Source organism: Nitrospirota bacterium (genome assembly GCA_030684575.1).
Classification (GTDB): domain Bacteria; phylum Nitrospirota; class Nitrospiria; order Nitrospirales; family Nitrospiraceae; genus Palsa-1315.
The window spans coordinates 148,496-162,489 of sequence record JAUXVD010000023.1; the positions used below are offsets into that span (position 1 = coordinate 148,496).

General features: G+C 56.7%; 20 protein-coding genes. 11 read left to right on the forward strand and 9 right to left on the reverse strand.

Translation table 11 applies throughout. From position 1 onward, the window contains the following. The first annotated feature begins 138 nt into the window (after window positions 1-138). The 5 genes from def to Q8N00_17520 all read left to right on the forward strand — a co-directional run bounded on the left by def (window position 139) and on the right by Q8N00_17520 (window position 3,926). Window positions 139-675: a peptide deformylase gene (gene def / locus Q8N00_17500; protein ID MDP2384580.1), complete on the forward strand. Its 537-nt coding sequence runs from the start codon at window positions 139-141 to the stop codon at window positions 673-675. 23 nt (window positions 676-698) lie between these two features. Continuing rightward, window positions 699-2,423: an ABC transporter ATP-binding protein gene (locus Q8N00_17505; GenBank protein MDP2384581.1), complete on the forward strand. Its 1,725-nt coding sequence runs from the start codon at window positions 699-701 to the stop codon at window positions 2,421-2,423. Window positions 2,424-2,615: 192 nt separating this feature from the next. Beyond that, window positions 2,616-2,810, forward strand: a complete 195-nt coding sequence (locus Q8N00_17510; GenBank protein MDP2384582.1) for a hypothetical protein — start codon at window positions 2,616-2,618, stop codon at window positions 2,808-2,810. A 6-nt stretch (window positions 2,811-2,816) separates the two neighbouring features. Beyond that, window positions 2,817-3,026 (forward strand): hypothetical protein, encoded by a 210-nt coding sequence (locus Q8N00_17515; protein MDP2384583.1) that lies wholly within the window; start codon window positions 2,817-2,819, stop codon window positions 3,024-3,026. Between the two features lie 354 nt (window positions 3,027-3,380). Next, window positions 3,381-3,926, forward strand: coding sequence for a hypothetical protein (locus Q8N00_17520; GenBank protein ID MDP2384584.1), 546 nt, complete (start codon window positions 3,381-3,383; stop codon window positions 3,924-3,926). A 240-nt stretch (window positions 3,927-4,166) separates the two neighbouring features. Here Q8N00_17520 and Q8N00_17525 read toward each other — a convergent pair whose 3' ends face one another. Then, a complete protein-coding gene (locus Q8N00_17525) occupies window positions 4,167-4,505 on the reverse strand; it encodes a hypothetical protein (protein MDP2384585.1) in 339 nt (112 codons plus the stop codon). Here Q8N00_17525 and Q8N00_17530 point away from each other — a divergent pair. After that, window positions 4,504-4,629 carry a hypothetical protein gene (locus Q8N00_17530; GenBank protein MDP2384586.1) on the forward strand — a complete coding sequence of 42 codons (126 nt, stop codon included), beginning with the start codon at window positions 4,504-4,506 and terminating at the stop codon, window positions 4,627-4,629. The genes Q8N00_17525 and Q8N00_17530 overlap by 2 nt on opposite strands. A gap of 5 nt (window positions 4,630-4,634) precedes the next feature. On the opposite strand, the gene Q8N00_17535 is transcribed toward Q8N00_17530, so the two are convergent. The 8 genes from Q8N00_17535 to thiS all read right to left on the reverse strand — a co-directional run bounded on the left by Q8N00_17535 (window position 4,635) and on the right by thiS (window position 9,916). Continuing rightward, window positions 4,635-5,150: a M67 family metallopeptidase gene (locus Q8N00_17535; protein ID MDP2384587.1), complete on the reverse strand. Its 516-nt coding sequence runs from the start codon at window positions 5,148-5,150 to the stop codon at window positions 4,635-4,637. A gap of 5 nt (window positions 5,151-5,155) precedes the next feature. Beyond that, the gene (gene moeB, locus Q8N00_17540) at window positions 5,156-5,959 is read right to left on the reverse strand and encodes a molybdopterin-synthase adenylyltransferase MoeB (GenBank protein ID MDP2384588.1); all 804 of its coding nucleotides are present in this window, start codon (window positions 5,957-5,959) and stop codon (window positions 5,156-5,158) included. A 69-nt stretch (window positions 5,960-6,028) separates the two neighbouring features. Continuing rightward, entirely contained in the window at window positions 6,029-6,271 is a 243-nt protein-coding gene (locus Q8N00_17545) for an NIL domain-containing protein (protein MDP2384589.1), read from the reverse strand. After that, a complete protein-coding gene (locus tag Q8N00_17550; GenBank protein ID MDP2384590.1) occupies window positions 6,259-6,546 on the reverse strand; it encodes a MoaD/ThiS family protein in 288 nt (95 codons plus the stop codon). The genes Q8N00_17545 and Q8N00_17550 overlap by 13 nt, the downstream gene beginning before the upstream one ends. Further along, complete coding sequence (gene thrC, locus Q8N00_17555) at window positions 6,543-7,793, reverse strand: threonine synthase (protein MDP2384591.1); 1,251 nt, start codon at window positions 7,791-7,793, stop codon at window positions 6,543-6,545. The genes Q8N00_17550 and thrC overlap by 4 nt, the downstream gene beginning before the upstream one ends. 27 nt (window positions 7,794-7,820) lie before the next feature. After that, window positions 7,821-8,633 (reverse strand): molybdopterin-synthase adenylyltransferase MoeB, encoded by an 813-nt coding sequence (gene moeB, locus Q8N00_17560; GenBank protein ID MDP2384592.1) that lies wholly within the window; start codon window positions 8,631-8,633, stop codon window positions 7,821-7,823. A 156-nt stretch (window positions 8,634-8,789) separates the two neighbouring features. Continuing rightward, window positions 8,790-9,713 carry a cysteine synthase A gene (gene cysK, locus Q8N00_17565; GenBank protein ID MDP2384593.1) on the reverse strand — a complete coding sequence of 308 codons (924 nt, stop codon included), beginning with the start codon at window positions 9,711-9,713 and terminating at the stop codon, window positions 8,790-8,792. A 2-nt stretch (window positions 9,714-9,715) separates the two neighbouring features. Continuing rightward, window positions 9,716-9,916: a sulfur carrier protein ThiS gene (gene thiS / locus Q8N00_17570; GenBank protein MDP2384594.1), complete on the reverse strand. Its 201-nt coding sequence runs from the start codon at window positions 9,914-9,916 to the stop codon at window positions 9,716-9,718. 150 nt (window positions 9,917-10,066) lie between these two features. Between thiS and Q8N00_17575 the strand changes: the two genes are divergently transcribed. Genes Q8N00_17575 through Q8N00_17595 form a run of 5 tightly spaced genes read left to right on the forward strand, consistent with a single transcriptional unit; the run spans window position 10,067 to window position 13,804 of the window. Beyond that, the gene (locus Q8N00_17575) at window positions 10,067-10,444 is read left to right on the forward strand and encodes a hypothetical protein (GenBank protein MDP2384595.1); all 378 of its coding nucleotides are present in this window, start codon (window positions 10,067-10,069) and stop codon (window positions 10,442-10,444) included. A gap of 26 nt (window positions 10,445-10,470) precedes the next feature. Next, the gene (locus Q8N00_17580) at window positions 10,471-11,022 is read left to right on the forward strand and encodes a phospholipase D-like domain-containing protein (protein ID MDP2384596.1); all 552 of its coding nucleotides are present in this window, start codon (window positions 10,471-10,473) and stop codon (window positions 11,020-11,022) included. 4 nt (window positions 11,023-11,026) lie between these two features. Beyond that, the gene (locus tag Q8N00_17585) at window positions 11,027-12,310 is read left to right on the forward strand and encodes an FAD-dependent monooxygenase (protein ID MDP2384597.1); all 1,284 of its coding nucleotides are present in this window, start codon (window positions 11,027-11,029) and stop codon (window positions 12,308-12,310) included. A gap of 10 nt (window positions 12,311-12,320) precedes the next feature. Next, window positions 12,321-13,079: a hypothetical protein gene (locus tag Q8N00_17590; GenBank protein ID MDP2384598.1), complete on the forward strand. Its 759-nt coding sequence runs from the start codon at window positions 12,321-12,323 to the stop codon at window positions 13,077-13,079. Further along, entirely contained in the window at window positions 13,076-13,804 is a 729-nt protein-coding gene (locus Q8N00_17595) for a TPM domain-containing protein (protein MDP2384599.1), read from the forward strand. The genes Q8N00_17590 and Q8N00_17595 overlap by 4 nt, the downstream gene beginning before the upstream one ends. The last annotated feature ends 190 nt before the right edge of the window (window positions 13,805-13,994 follow it).

The following is a 13,994-nucleotide window of genomic DNA, read 5'->3' on the forward strand; positions in this document are numbered from 1 at the left end:
GAATCGCGAGAAAGGCGAGACAGGCGCCACGCGCCTGTCTCGCATGCCCTGCCTTGCGGGGCTGAAAAACCCTGTGTTATATTTTCGAAGACCGTGCGCTCCTCTCATGACGTGCTAGAAGGATGATAGGTTCGTTCCATGGCTATTCTTCCGATTGCAAAGCTCGGTAATCCTATCCTCCGTCAGATCGCGGCGAAGGTCGACCCTCGCGATATTCGCACGAAAGAGCTGCAGCGTTTCATCGACGATTTGTTTGAAACCATGTTGGATGAGCCTGGCATCGGGTTGGCCTCGCCCCAAGTATCTCGCTCGATCCAACTGGTGGTGCTGGGTTGTGAGGGTGACGGGGAGGACAGTTTTCCCAATACCGTGCTCATCAATCCCAAGATCGTGTTCTACGGCCCTCAGCAGGAGGAAAATTGGGAAGGCTGTCTGAGTGTCGACGGTTTGCGCGGGAAGGTGACGCGCCCGGCTGTGGTGCGAGTGCAGGCGCTGGATCGTGACGGCAAATCTATCGATATCGAAGCGACCGGTCTCTATGCGGTCTGTATCCAGCACGAGATGGATCATCTGATCGGCAAACTGTTCGTAGACCGGATGACCGATATGTCGACGCTCACGCAACTCGACGAGTTCAGTCGTTATTGGCAGAAAGATTCGACCCCGGTCATTTAACTAGCCGTGAATAGACCCTCCCTGTGAAAACCCTCCTTCGTGTGCTCCAGTACCTCAGTCCACATCGTGCCATGGTGGTCGGCACCTTTGTGTTTGCCGGGTTAGCCACCGCCTTCGAGCTGGTACCGCCGTGGCTCATAAAAGTGATCATCGACGACGTGATTCAGGCTGGTAAAGTCCAGCTGCTGGGATGGGTGTTTCTCGCGCTCTGCGCCGCGTATGTGTTCAGGAATTTCTGCGGGTCGATGCGCATCAGGATGAATAACGGACTGGAGCAGCAAGTCGTTCATGACCTGCACGTCCAGGTGTTTTCCGCCCTGCAACGACTCTCGATCAGCTTCTACGAAAATCGTCCGACGGGCGAGATCATGTCACGGGTCTTGAACGATACCGAGCATATGCAGCGTATCTTCGTCGACGGTCTCGAAGAGATCATTACGGCAGGGCTGACGCTGATCGGGATCATGATCGTGCTGTTCATGCTCAACTGGAAGCTGGCCTTGTTGGCGCTTGTGCCGATTCCTCTCTTGATCGTGGGTGCGGCCCTGTTTACCAAACGTGTCCATGGGCATTATCGCGTCATTCGAAAGGGAGCCGCCGAATTAAACGCCCTCCTGCAGGACGTGTTGGCCGGTATCCGGGAGACGATGGGGTTCAATCGTCAGCCGTACGAGCAGGAGCGATTCAATCGGAAGAGCGATCGCTGTCGGCAAGATACATTAAAGGCCATGTATCTCTGGTCCTTCTACTCCCCGGGCATGATGCTGATCGGGAGTCTTGGCGGGGCGCTGGTGCTCTGGTTCGGCACAGCAGAGGTTCTAGAGCATCGGCTGTCCGTGGGCGAGCTGGTGATGTTCACCTCCTATCTGGCGCTCTTCTATGTGCCCATCAATCAGATCCACTCGGTGAACCATATGCTGCAACATGCTCTGGCGGCGAGCGAACGGGTATTCGAAGTCCTCGACCTCGTGCCGGATGTCCGGGATCGGCCAGATGCGCAAATCCCGGTCCCTCGTGTCCGAGGGGATGTCGCCTTTGATCGCGTTGGGTTTCATTACCGACCCGATTCGCCGATTTTGCATGACGTGACCGTATCCGTCCGTGCGGGAGAGCGGGTGGCGCTGGTCGGTCCGAGCGGCGCGGGCAAGAGCACGACGCTCAAACTCTTGATGCGGTTTTACGATGTGACAGAGGGTGCCATCACCATCGATGGGTACGATATCCGCGATCTGCCCCTCGCGTTTCTTCGCAGTCAGATCGGGCTAGTTCAGCAAGAGCCGTTCCTGTTCAACGGTACCGTGAGAGAGAACATACTGTATGGAGATCTTTCGGCAAGGCAGGAAGAGGTTGAGGCGGCGGCGAAAGTCGCTCGCGCCCATGACTTTATCATGGCGCTTCCTGAAGGCTACGATACCTGGATCGGAGAGCGAGGCGTCAAGCTGTCAGTTGGGCAGCGACAACGTGTGTCGATCGCCCGTGTGATCCTCAAGGACCCCCCGATCGTCATGTTCGATGAGGCGACCTCCAACATCGATACGGAGACCGAGGTTAAGATTCGCGAGGCGCTGGACGATCTCACGAAGGGGCGGACGACGATCATCATCGCCCACCGCCTCTCTACGATTCACGGAGTGGACAGGATCATTGTTGTCGATCACGGTCGCGTCGTCGAAGATGGCACACATGAGACGTTGATCGGGCGGGGAGGCGTGTATACGCGGCTCTATGACGCCCAGTTCCAGGTCTAGGGTAGGATGCTGAAAAAGCCCTCCTGCTTCGTTCTCCCCTCGAACGCATCCTCAACGTAGCCCAGAGGCTACGCCTCCGGTGCGTTCATCGGCTGCGGCCTTGCTGGCGTGCTTTTTGAGCATCCTGCCAGGCCGTTGCGGATGGATTGTGTCCACCAGTATACTGAGCCTTACTTGAGGGAGAATTGACCGATGGTGCTGATTTACGAAAGCGATCCTCTGGATGACGAAGATGCGCGCGGGCGTTTCTATCATGTCTGCCGTGGACAAATTATTAAGACGGAAATTCAATTGCCGGCCGGTGAATCCGTGTACGAATGTCCGGTGTGCGAAATCGATCTCGAAGCCGAAGACTTTTGGCTCGCGAGGCAGAAAGGGTCGGTGTAGAACAGCATGGCTGGAAGCGCAGGACGAAAAACCGTATCCGTCTCTCGCGGGCTGATGATGCTCTGCGAGACGTGCTACGACCAGGTCACGGAAGAGAAGTTACCAGACGCCAGGAATTTTATTGCCGACCACGAGGCGCTGTTCGATACGATTTGTATGGGCTGTACCGATATTAACCGGCCATTGATCGACGATATGCTCGGCAGCTCCGAATGAGGCTGTTGAAACATCACGCCCGCTTCATTCTCGCCTCGCATTTATCCTCAACGTAGCCGCGAGGCTACGCCTCGGTGCTTCCATCGGCTGCGTCCTTGCTGAATGGGAGTTTTGAATATCCTCATAGCGCTAGTCACCTACTGGCTGGAGACTGATGACGTCGTAATGCCTTGTGATTTCGAGCCGGTCTTCCGATAGCAAAAACGGAATCATGTTGTGACGGTGGTACCTGGGTAGCATTGACGGAGATGGTGGTTCGCCTGAGAATAGGCCGAGCGTGCCGCAATTGTCAGTGTATCCAAGCCTATGCTGCAGGTCCGCATACTCAATAGTGAGACTTCATCAGGAGCACCAATGCGTACGTTTATCCTGTCTCTGGTCATGGTCCTTGTGGCATTCAATGCCTCCTTCGCTGGTGATGCTGAAGATCCGGCTGACGCGTTCGCAAAGATCTACGCGTCGCTCTGTCTACAGCACATCACGAACCTGGATAGTCTTCGGGGGAAGTTGAGAGACATGCCAAAACTCACTCCGGAGCAATCGATGCACTTCTTGGCGGGAAATCAGGGTGATGCCTGGCCGATTGCTGATAACACTGGAACCTTCGTCCTTGCTCTTCCCAGCAACAAGAATATTTGTGCCGTATATGCGCGGAGAGCCGATGCCTCGAAAGCTGAGCGGTTATTTGTGGCGTTAGTCGGTCATTCGCCCGCTCCGATGGTTTCACGGCTCGTGAGAGACGAGCGTGCCCACACTCCGGCCAATGGCCCGACGCATACCGTTTCGTACGAGTGGTCTCTCCCAAACGCGGCAAGGAAAATGTTGTTCACGATTACGACGGCGACGTCAGACGATGCACAGCTCCAAGTCCTCGGCTCGGCGACGATGACCAGTAATTGACATATTATTTGACCCACAAGCCTCTTCCTGTGGTTTCAGAACAAATCGCTTGAGGAAATTCATAAGAGTGCTTGGCTGAAGGAGTGGAGGGGAAATACACGGGGAGATTGTAAATGCTTGAAAGTGCCAGCTCGAGATTTTCTGAAGTAGCTCAGAGTGATCGCATTAGATCACCCCTGGTTTCTTGCGCAGCATCGCGGCTTATTGCGATAGACGAACGATACGGTACGCATAAAGAAACTACTTACAGGTCGTTCCATCGAAGTACTTGCAGCTCGATTCTCCAGATTTTATTTTCCACGTCTTCAGCAGGGGTGGTTGCCCATTCCCTCTCATGTCCAGCATGAAATCTGCGAGACCCGAGATCGGCAGTTTATCGAGGTGTGGCTTGGCGGCATCGGGAACATCGATCCAGAAGACGGCCCCGAGTGTGGAGATCAAAATCTTGTGTTCTTCAAAGTTGACATTGATGATGGGGCTATAGAAACTCTTGTCCTCGGCAAAGCCAGGAGTCGCGCTGAGACTGAGGAGGACGAGACTGAACAATCCGGAGAGAAGAGTCGTACGCAGATGGGGCATGACGAGCACTCCTTCGTATGAGGATAATGAGAAGCGCATTATCGCATTGGAGCAGATGGGATACAAACTGGAAATTCTTTGGGCCTGTACGGTGCTGTTGGTCTGTTTTATCCAGATAGGCTAGTAGAGTTAGGAAGCGGTCGTGATGTGCGCCGTTGAGACGGTCCCGCCCTTGATCCAGTACCCGCGTATATCTGGCTTCGACTTCTCCATGAGGGAGAGAATCAGATAGGCGGGGATTGGCAGATTGATCTTCGGCCAGATTTCTTCGTAGTCGGTGGCAATCTTGATGTCGGTGATGGAGGGGCGCGCTGGGTCGTGAGGGTGAGAGTGGTAGACCACTTGTAGGTCGAGCCCTTTGTTTCGGATATCCTTCTTTGCCGTGGAAAAATCCTGCATATCCATCACGAAGGCAATTTCGGCTCGTTCGGCCGGTGAGAGTCGTTCCAGATGTGCCGCCTTTGCCGGGTCGAAGGAAGACAGTTTTTCAGCTCCCTCGCTCGCCACAATATTTTTGATCCGATAGATATGGGTAACGGCGCCGTTGGTTCCTGCCAGCAGACCACAACATTCGTAGGGATCGAGTTCCCTGGCATGGGCTACCATGTCGTCGAGGATTGTTTGAGGAATGACGAGATCAGCCACGATATTTATATGGTGCAGCTGACGACGTAGTCCATGCTCAGATCTTTGATCTTCGGATTCTCGCCGCAGAGCGGGCAGGCCGGGTCCTTGGGGCGGCGGACCTTCCTGAACTTCATTTCGAGGGCATCGTAGATCATGAGGCGATCGGCCATGGTTTCCCCGATGCCAAGAATCTCTTTGATCGCTTCCGATGCTTGAAGAATACCCATCGTCCCGGCGAGGACTCCCAAGACACCGGCCTCTTGGCAGTTTGGGACCAATCCAGCCGGCGGTGGCTCCGGATAGAGACAGCGATAGCAGGGGTAGCCGGCATGGGGCTTGATCGTCGTCAGCTGGCCTTCGAACCGAAACATGCTGGCGGAGATCAGCGTCTTCTTGGCAAAGAAGCAGGCGTCGTTCACGAGAAATCTGGTCGAAAAGTTATCGGATCCGTCCAGCACGATGTCATACTCGGACACCAGCGCCAGAATATTGTCGCTGTCGACGTTCTGGTGATAGGTCTTAATCGTGATTTCAGGGTTGATCGCCGACAGGGTCTTACGGCCAGACTCCACTTTCGGCATGCCAACCGTCGCAGTGGAATGCATGATTTGCCGCTGCAAATTCGAGAGATCAACGACATCACCATCGACCAGACCGATGGTGCCGATACCGGCGGCAGCAAGATAGAGTCCTGCAGGCGAACCGAGTCCGCCGGCGCCGATGAGCAAGACCTTCGCCTTGCTCAACTTCATCTGGCCCTTGCCGCCGACTTCGCTGAGAATAATTTGACGGCTGTATCGCTGAATCTGTTGTTCTGTGAGTTCCATAACGTGTGTCCGGCGTAAAATAAAAGGCTTGTGGCGAGAGGTGTGAGATAGCCTATTGCCTCGGGCCTCTTACCCCTCCACGACATCCAATTCGATCGGGTCGACGATGACGCCCTTCTTGCGAAGGCCTGCGATCGCCCGTTCGATTTCTGCGTTCTCTCCGGTCAGCTCGAGATCCATCCAGCCGGTGGTTTCACGGACGTCCGCTCGTCGAACGTTGGTGACGACCTTGAACTCGTGGCCGATCTGATAGATGACGGGCTCTTTGATTTTATCTTCCGGAAACCGTACATGCACTTTCATGCTTGGCATGATGAGCCTCCCGCAATGGCGGGCACAATCGAGACTTCGTCGCCATCTTTGAGCGAGGTCTCTTTGCCCTTGAGGAATCGGATGTCTTCCTCGTTGACGTAAATGTTCACGAAACGGCGAAGTTCACCCGTGTCGTCGCAGAGACGATCCTTGATCCCTGGATGTGCGGTATTCAAGGTGTCAATCATCTCCGTGATACTCGTGGCCTGTGCCTCGACCTCGCCTTGTCCCTTCGTGAGGGGGCGGAGCGGAGTTGGAATGCGAACTTTAATCATGCGTCACCACCACCGTTCTTTCCCATCTTAAAGGTTTTCTCGAAGCTCGCGAGACTCGGCTGAATGCGGTGAGGCTTGCCGACCGCATCGATCACCGCCTCCTGGGTCTTCAAGCCGTTGCCGGTGATATAGGCGACTGTCACGTCGCCCTTCTTGATCGTGCCTTGTTTCACCAGCTTCTGGAGCACACCGATCGTCACGCCGCCGGCCGTTTCTGCGAAGATGCCTTCCGTCTGCGCCAGCAGTTTAATCCCTTCCACTACTTCGTCGTCCGACACCATGTCCATGGAGCCCTTGCTCTCGGCCGTCGCCTTGAGCGCGTAGTACCCGTCGGCGGGGTTGCCGATAGCCAGGGACTTGGCGATGGTCTTCGGTTTCACCGGTTTGAAGAAATCCCGTCCGGCCTTGAACGCCGTCGAAATAGGGGAACAGCCTTCGGCTTGCGCGCCGTTGATTCTGGTGCGCACGTCGTCGACGAGCCCCAAGGTTTTCATTTCATGGAGGCCCTTCCAGATCTTGGTCAGGAGCGAGCCTGAGGCCATCGGGATGACCACTTGGTCCGGCGTGCGCCAGCCGAGTTGTTCCACGGTTTCATAGGCGAGGGTCTTCGAGCCTTCTGCATAGTAGGGGCGCACGTTGATATTTACAAAGGCCCAGGCATATTCGCCGGCAATTTCGCTGCAGAGCCGATTGACGTCGTCGTAATTACCTTCGACTTCGACCACGTTCGGTTTATAAATCAAATTACCAAGGACTTTCGCGGCTTCCAAATCGGCCGGGATGAACACGTAGGCGCGCATGCCGGCGGCAGCCGCATGGGCGGCGACGGAGTTCGCCAGGTTGCCGGTCGAGGCACAGGCGATAGTTTCAAATCCCAGTTCGCGGGCTCTGGTGATGGCCACGGCCACCACGCGATCTTTGAACGAGAGCGTCGGGTGATTCACCGTATCGTTCTTAATATAGAGCTCGTCCAATCCGAGGTAGGCGCCCAGGTTCTTGGCGCGCACCAGCGGGGTCATCCCGGCATGCGGGCCGAGGAAGGTGGGCCCTTCCACCGGCAGCAAATCGGCGTAACGCCAGATACTCTGCGGTCCGTCCTGGATCTTCTTGCGGGAAATGTTCTTCTTGATCTCCTCGTAGTTGTACTTCACTTCGAGGGGACCGAAGCACATCTCGCAGACGTGGATCGCTTTGGTCGGATATTCTTTTCCGCACTCGCGGCAGACTAGCGCTTTCATTTTGGTCATGGTGACTCCACCTCGCTGCGTCAATGGTTACGGCCGGACGGCACAGCCTGCAAAAGGATCGCCGTCGTCGAACAATTCGGTAATCGTCGGGTGCGCACCACAGAGCGCGCAATCGGGATTTCGCTTGATCTTAATCTCTCGGAACTGGGTCTTGCGTGCATCGAAGTCCAGGAATCGGTTCGTCAACGGCTGCCCGATGCCTAAGACCAGTTTCAACGCTTCCGTCGCCTGGATCGTGCCGATGATGCCGGCTAATACGCCGATCACGCCCGCTTCCTGGCAGGAGGCGACCAGCCCGACCGGCGGCGGCGTCTTGAACACGCAACGATAACAGGCTGACTGCTTCGGTACAATGGTCGTCACCCGACCATCGAAGCGGAGGATGCCGCCATGGATCAACGGTTTTTCGGCAAAGAAGCAGGCGTCGTTGATCAGAAACTTGGCGGTAAAGTTGTCGACCCCGTCGATCACGACATCGTACTCGTTGATGATCTTCAACGCATTTCCCGCGGTGAGCCGCTCTTCGTACATCGAGACCTGGACGTCCGGGTTCAATCCCTGGATCTTCTCTTTGCCCGAGAGCACTTTGGGGCGACCCACATCCGACGTGTGATGGAGAATCTGACGTTGCAGGTTGGTCAGATCCACCACGTCGCTATCGATGAGCCCGATCGTGCCGACTCCGGCCGCGGCCAAATAGAGGGCAGCAGGCGACCCAAGCCCTCCCGCGCCGACCAGGAGAATCTTGGACTTGGCGATCTTCTTCTGCCCCTTGCCACCGACTTCCGGTAAAAGAATATGCCGGCTGTAGCGTGATATTTGATCTTCAGTAAATTCCATGTTTGCCGGGATGCTGAAAAAGGCCTCCAACTTCGTTCTCGGTTCGAAGAAATCCTCAACGTGCCCCTGAGGGTACGTCTCCGGTTTCTTCTCGCCTGCGGCCTTGCTGGACGGCCATTTTGAGCATCCCTCCTCGCTTAGTTCATGAAAGGGCTCTCAAATGTTGAAATACTTTTCGATGCTGATATACCGCTCGCCCGTATCGCAGAGGATCGTGACCACGTTCTTGCCCGGTCCCAGTTCCTGTGCGATTTTCTGTGCAGCGAACACATTGGCTCCCGCGGAGATACCGACCAGGAGACCTTCCTTCTTCGATAGCTGCTTGGCCGTTTGATAGGCTTCGTCGTCGGTCACGGTCATCACCCGATCGATGATGGCCCGGTTCAATACTTTCGGGACGAACCCTGCGCCGATACCCTGAATCTTATGCGGCCCCGGTTCTCCGCCGGACAAGACCGGCGAGCCGGCCGGTTCCACGGCGATCACTTTCACGTCGCGATTCCGTTCCTTGAACAATTCGCCGCATCCGGTAATCGTGCCGCCAGTGCCAACCGCCGCGACGAAGGCATCGATCTTTCCGTCGAGCGCATCCAGAATCTCGATCGCAGTGGTCTTCTTATGCATCGCCGGATTTGCCGGATTGGAAAACTGATCCGGCATATAGTACGACGGATTTTGCGCGATGATGCTCTCCGCCTCGCGGATCGAGCCCTTCATCCCTTCCCAGGCCGGCGTCAAGACGAGCTGTGCGCCGTAGGAGGACAAGAGACTGGCCCGCTCCATGCTCATGCTCTCCGGCATGACGAGAATCAGCTTATAGCCACGGACCGCGGCGACCAATGCCAGCCCGATTCCGGTGTTCCCACTCGTGGGCTCGACAATCGTGCCGCCCGGCTTTAAATGACCCAGGCGTTCTGCCTCGTTGATCATGTTGAGACAGATCCGGTCCTTGATGCTTCCGCCAGGATTAAAGAACTCGACCTTTCCGTAGATCGTCGCTCCGCCGGTCGGCGAAAGCCGGTTCAGACGGACAAGGGGAGTCCGCCCGATGAGTTCGGTAATATCCTTGTACAGAGGCATCGTCACCGGCCACCTCCCATATAGAATAAGAACTCGACCCGGTCGCCCTCGTTCAGGCTGGTGGTGGCGAGAAGATTCCGGTCTAGCACGGTGTCGTTGACTTCGACTGCAACCATTTGCGGTTCGATTTTTTTGGCCTGGAGAAGATCGAGGACCGTTCCTCCTGAAATCTCTTCTGGCTTGCCATTGATTTTGACCTGCATGAAGACTCCTAATATGGCCCAGAGATTAAACAATTCCAACACGTTATCAAACGGACTTTGCCGTTGTCAAGGCAACGAAATGGGCCGGTTCGTGGCTTGACTTTGTTCGTGATCCGCCGCCACTATGCCATCTTTTGGAGGCGTGATTGCATGTGGAAACGCAATTTCATGTTCAGGTCCGCTGAGGCCATTCCGCTCAAAGAATCCGAAAACGAGCTGTTTCACGATACCGACCCCGCCATGGATAGCGCCGGACTCCAGTTAGAGAAGTTTTTATCCGTATGGATTCAAGGCGAAGGGGAAGACGAGAAACCAACGATCTTTACGAACATGTATGTTCGCACGGCCACGTTGGATTTTCAGAAGCGGGTCGGATTTCTCCAGCCTCTCCAAGGCCGCACACACCAGATCAAACAGTTGCTCACGCCGGGCCAAAAGCAGTTTCTGCAACAATGGCTCGCCACCACGGCGCCCGAGGCCTGGGAGGCCACGGACGAACATTTCAAAATGTTGTTCGAGCTCGAATAATTCACCGGATCTGCCATGTGCCATCTATGAGCGCAGTCCTTGCCCACTCCATCATCCGGTCGCTCGCTCTCGTCGCCCTGCTGCTCACGGTTCCGCGTGGGACCGGCTGGGCGGCCACGGTGGAGGTCTACTATGCACCGGAAGATGCGCCACTCGATCGCCTGGCGGCGCTCTACGGACAGGCTAAACGTTATCTCTACGTGGCGGTCTATGGGTTAACCACCCCTCGCGCGGTGGAGGCGATGATCGCGGCCAAGAAGCGGGGCGTCGATGTGCGATTGATCACCGACCGGCAGCGCACCGAGGACGTCAAGCAGCGCGCGGCGCTGCATACCTTGCATCTGGCCGGCATTCCTATTCTGGTCAACGAACATGACGGGTTGATGCATCTGAAGCAGGCCGTGATTGACGATGAGGCGAACGCCTCCGGTTCGATGAACCATACGACCAGCGGCAACCGGTATAACGATGAGCGGCTCGACATCATCACCGATCACGCGATCTCCGTAAAAGCCAGGGAGAAATTCCTGGCGATGTGGAACGATCACGCGAGGTACCGGGCCTGGGACGCACACTGAGACGATGGTAGATATGATTGAGCAGGCTGATGTGGCGGTGGTAGGAGCCGGGGGCGGTGGAGCCGTCCTCGCGTTGGCGCTGGCGAAGCAGGGGATCAGCACGGTCGTGCTGGATCAGGCTGCCGGTCCACCCCAGGGATTGCGGGGAGAAATTCTCCAACCGAACGGACAGCATGTGCTCGATCGCCTGGGCGTCTTGCAATCGTTGCCGACCGATGCGACCAGATCCGTGCGACACTTTCATTTCTGCCGGGCCGGAGGCAAGCGCCTCTGTAGCATCGACTACAATGACCTGCCAGAACCGTACAATCGCGCCATCGTGACCTTGCCGAATGTGGCCCACCATGCCATCGTCGCAGCGGTGCAGCAGCAGCAGAGCGCGATTCTTCGTTATGGGACCTCTTTCGCCGGACTGTTGCGCGAGGGAAACAAGGTGGTGGGATTGACCACGCAAGGACCGGAAGGGACGAGCACGGTCCGCGCTAAGATTGTCGTCGGCGCCGACGGGGCCTTTTCGAAAGTGCGCGAGGCTCTGCAGATTCCCGTCGATCTGCATCGCTATCCCGATGGCTATCTGATTGCGATTCTCGAATCGGAGGAGCCCATCTCCGAATCGTTTTACTATGTCGGGCACAAGACCATTTTGGGTTTGTTTCCTGCGACGGGAAATAAAGTCTATCTGTTCTACATGATCCCGAGCGGCTCGATAGAGGCCGTGAAGCAGCGGGGTATTCCCGCGCTGCAGCAGGCCTGGAGTCAGATCGCGCCACAGTTCTCCGGGCTGTTCCGTGGTTTACGCGATTGGAACCAGACCGCCTATATGCCGACCGGGCGGGTGCGGACGCCGACCTGGGTGGCGGATGGCGCCCTGTTGATCGGTGATGCCGCCCATGCCATGAATCCCCATGCCTCGCAGGGGCGTATGCAGGCGATGGTCGATGCAATGGCGCTGTCCGATCTCTTGCCGGGCTGTTTAGCTGATAAGGATTATTCGGCCGACCGGCTGAAAGAGTTTGAACGAGTTAGACGGCCGCATGTGACGATGTTGCAGCAGTTGGCCGATCAACAAGTGTTCTATTGGAATACGGGCAATCCGGTCGTGGCTTTCCTGCGCGATCGCGTCTTTCAGACCTTGGATCGGAATGCACGGCTGCGGTATCAGGTCCTCTCGACCACGGCGGGGTTGCGAGCGACCGCGCCCTTCGACCTGATCGACCGCGTGATCGCTGCGGGGTTTCTCCCGGATTTTCGCGCGAATGAAACGGCTCCACATCCGAAGTCTTCATGAGGAATAGGGCATGACTGAACGTGTAATCGAAGGCCTGTCGAACGAAACACAGCAGAAGCTGCAGACCTATGTGAACGAGGTCAAGGGTGTCTTCGGGGAGCAGTTGGAAGGCATGTTGCTCTACGGCAGCGCCGTGAGAGGTGAGTTCCTTCCGGGACGCTCCAATCTCAATATCCTGCTCCTCGTGTCGTCGTACGACAGCGCCGTCCTCAGAAAGTACAGCGCCGTGCACCGTCAATGGAGCAAGGAACAGATCGTGGTTCCCCTCTTTCTCACGGAAGAGGAGCTGCATCTGTCGGCCGCGGTCTTCCCGCTCGAATTTTTGGAAATCCAGGAGCACCATCGCGTATTGGGCGGGCGCGATCCCTTCATCGGTTTTCATGTGAAGAGCGACCGGCTGCGAGAGGCCGTCGTCCAGGGCATGACGAGCAATCTGTTCCGGCTGCGCCAACGCTATGTCGAAGGGGGCGGGACCGACGATGCCACCACGATTTTGCTGCCGCTCTCGATTACGGCGACAGTGCCCTTGCTGCGCGGAGTACTGCGGCTCCTCGGGCGGCCGGCGCTCTCCCGATCTGAGGCCGTGATCAACGACGTGGCCGAGCAATTGACGCTGGACCTGCAGGGACTGCTCGATGCGCTGCTGCTCAAGCGCGGGCAGATTTCTCCCGGCCCGAGCGAAGTGCCTCGCCTGTTCGACCGGTATTTGCAGACCATGACGCAACTCACGCGTGCGGTTGAACAACTGCCGCAGCCGGGGCCACGATGACGAAGATCCTCAACATCGCAATGGTCTGTTGTCTCGTCCTCGTTGCGGGGATCGCTCAGGCGGTGCCCTACGATCGGCCCAAGATCCAATTGCCGGAGCCGCGAGGTTATGTGAGCGACCATGGACAGGTGGTCAATGCGGAATGGAAAGAACGTATCCGGTCTGTCTGTCAGGATCTGGAGCGGAAGACCGGCGTGGAAATGGTCGTGGTGACGGTCCCGAACATCAAACCCTTCGGGACGGTCAATGAATATGCGACGGCGATCTATGCCAAGTGGGGCATTGGGTCCGCGCAACAAGAGCATGGCGTCATGGTGCTGGTATCGGTGGAGGACCGACAAGTCGCGATCACGCTGGGCCGGCAGATGTTGCCGGTGATTACCCCCACGGTGATGAATCAAGTCGGACATGAGCATCTGCAGCCGTTCATCGACCGGGGCCAGTTCGGCGAAGGGCTCTATCGCACCGTGGTCTCGCTCGCCGCGCCGGCGCAGGAAATCAGGGTCGGGACGCTCTCGAAGACCCATTTCAAAGGTGTCGGTTTCTGGATCACCCTCTTCACCAGCATCGGAGCCATCTCTTTCTTCTGGTGGATCAGCCGACCGGACCTCCGGCATCCCTATCGTCGGATTCAGAAAGGCGAGTATTGGGGGACGGGGCAGGGGGGATTCGGGGGGAACTTCGGGGGATTTGGAGGGGGGACGGGAAGCGACGGGTGGCGGTAACGATGGTAGCACGGCCTGGTCGTCCTCCTGCTCGCGGAACGCGCACGATAGGAATGTGCTCGTTCGACGCGAGTAATCGGATTTGTGTTTCTGCGTTCGGGATAGAGACCTGCCAGCGCTCGTGCACCTACTGGAAATAGGCTGCCTGATTGTTCCTCATTCGGATCGGCTATTCTGATTATCAAACGGA

Excerpts from the sequence above, each read along its gene's own strand:
- Q8N00_17525 (MDP2384585.1), bottom strand. The coding sequence starts at position 4,505 with ATGCCCCATCTGCGTACGACTCTTCTCTCCGGATTGTTCAGTCTCGTC.
- Q8N00_17530 (MDP2384586.1), top strand. The coding sequence starts at position 4,504 with ATGACGAGCACTCCTTCGTATGAGGATAATGAGAAGCGCATTATCGCA.
- Q8N00_17550 (MDP2384590.1), bottom strand. The coding sequence starts at position 6,546 with ATGATTAAAGTTCGCATTCCAACTCCGCTCCGCCCCCTCACGAAGGGA.
- cysK (MDP2384593.1), bottom strand. The coding sequence starts at position 9,713 with ATGCCTCTGTACAAGGATATTACCGAACTCATCGGGCGGACTCCCCTT.
- Q8N00_17580 (MDP2384596.1), top strand. The coding sequence starts at position 10,471 with ATGAGCGCAGTCCTTGCCCACTCCATCATCCGGTCGCTCGCTCTCGTC.
- Q8N00_17595 (MDP2384599.1), top strand. The coding sequence starts at position 13,076 with ATGACGAAGATCCTCAACATCGCAATGGTCTGTTGTCTCGTCCTCGTT.
- Q8N00_17545 (MDP2384589.1), bottom strand. The coding sequence starts at position 6,271 with ATGCCAAGCATGAAAGTGCATGTACGGTTTCCGGAAGATAAAATCAAA.
- Q8N00_17590 (MDP2384598.1), top strand. The coding sequence starts at position 12,321 with ATGACTGAACGTGTAATCGAAGGCCTGTCGAACGAAACACAGCAGAAG.
- Q8N00_17585 (MDP2384597.1), top strand. The coding sequence starts at position 11,027 with ATGGTAGATATGATTGAGCAGGCTGATGTGGCGGTGGTAGGAGCCGGG.
- moeB (MDP2384592.1), bottom strand. The coding sequence starts at position 8,633 with ATGGAATTTACTGAAGATCAAATATCACGCTACAGCCGGCATATTCTT.
- moeB (MDP2384588.1), bottom strand. The coding sequence starts at position 5,959 with ATGGAACTCACAGAACAACAGATTCAGCGATACAGCCGTCAAATTATT.
- Q8N00_17520 (MDP2384584.1), top strand. The coding sequence starts at position 3,381 with ATGCGTACGTTTATCCTGTCTCTGGTCATGGTCCTTGTGGCATTCAAT.
- thrC (MDP2384591.1), bottom strand. The coding sequence starts at position 7,793 with ATGACCAAAATGAAAGCGCTAGTCTGCCGCGAGTGCGGAAAAGAATAT.
- Q8N00_17575 (MDP2384595.1), top strand. The coding sequence starts at position 10,067 with ATGTGGAAACGCAATTTCATGTTCAGGTCCGCTGAGGCCATTCCGCTC.
- Q8N00_17515 (MDP2384583.1), top strand. The coding sequence starts at position 2,817 with ATGGCTGGAAGCGCAGGACGAAAAACCGTATCCGTCTCTCGCGGGCTG.
- thiS (MDP2384594.1), bottom strand. The coding sequence starts at position 9,916 with ATGCAGGTCAAAATCAATGGCAAGCCAGAAGAGATTTCAGGAGGAACG.
- Q8N00_17510 (MDP2384582.1), top strand. The coding sequence starts at position 2,616 with ATGGTGCTGATTTACGAAAGCGATCCTCTGGATGACGAAGATGCGCGC.
- def (MDP2384580.1), top strand. The coding sequence starts at position 139 with ATGGCTATTCTTCCGATTGCAAAGCTCGGTAATCCTATCCTCCGTCAG.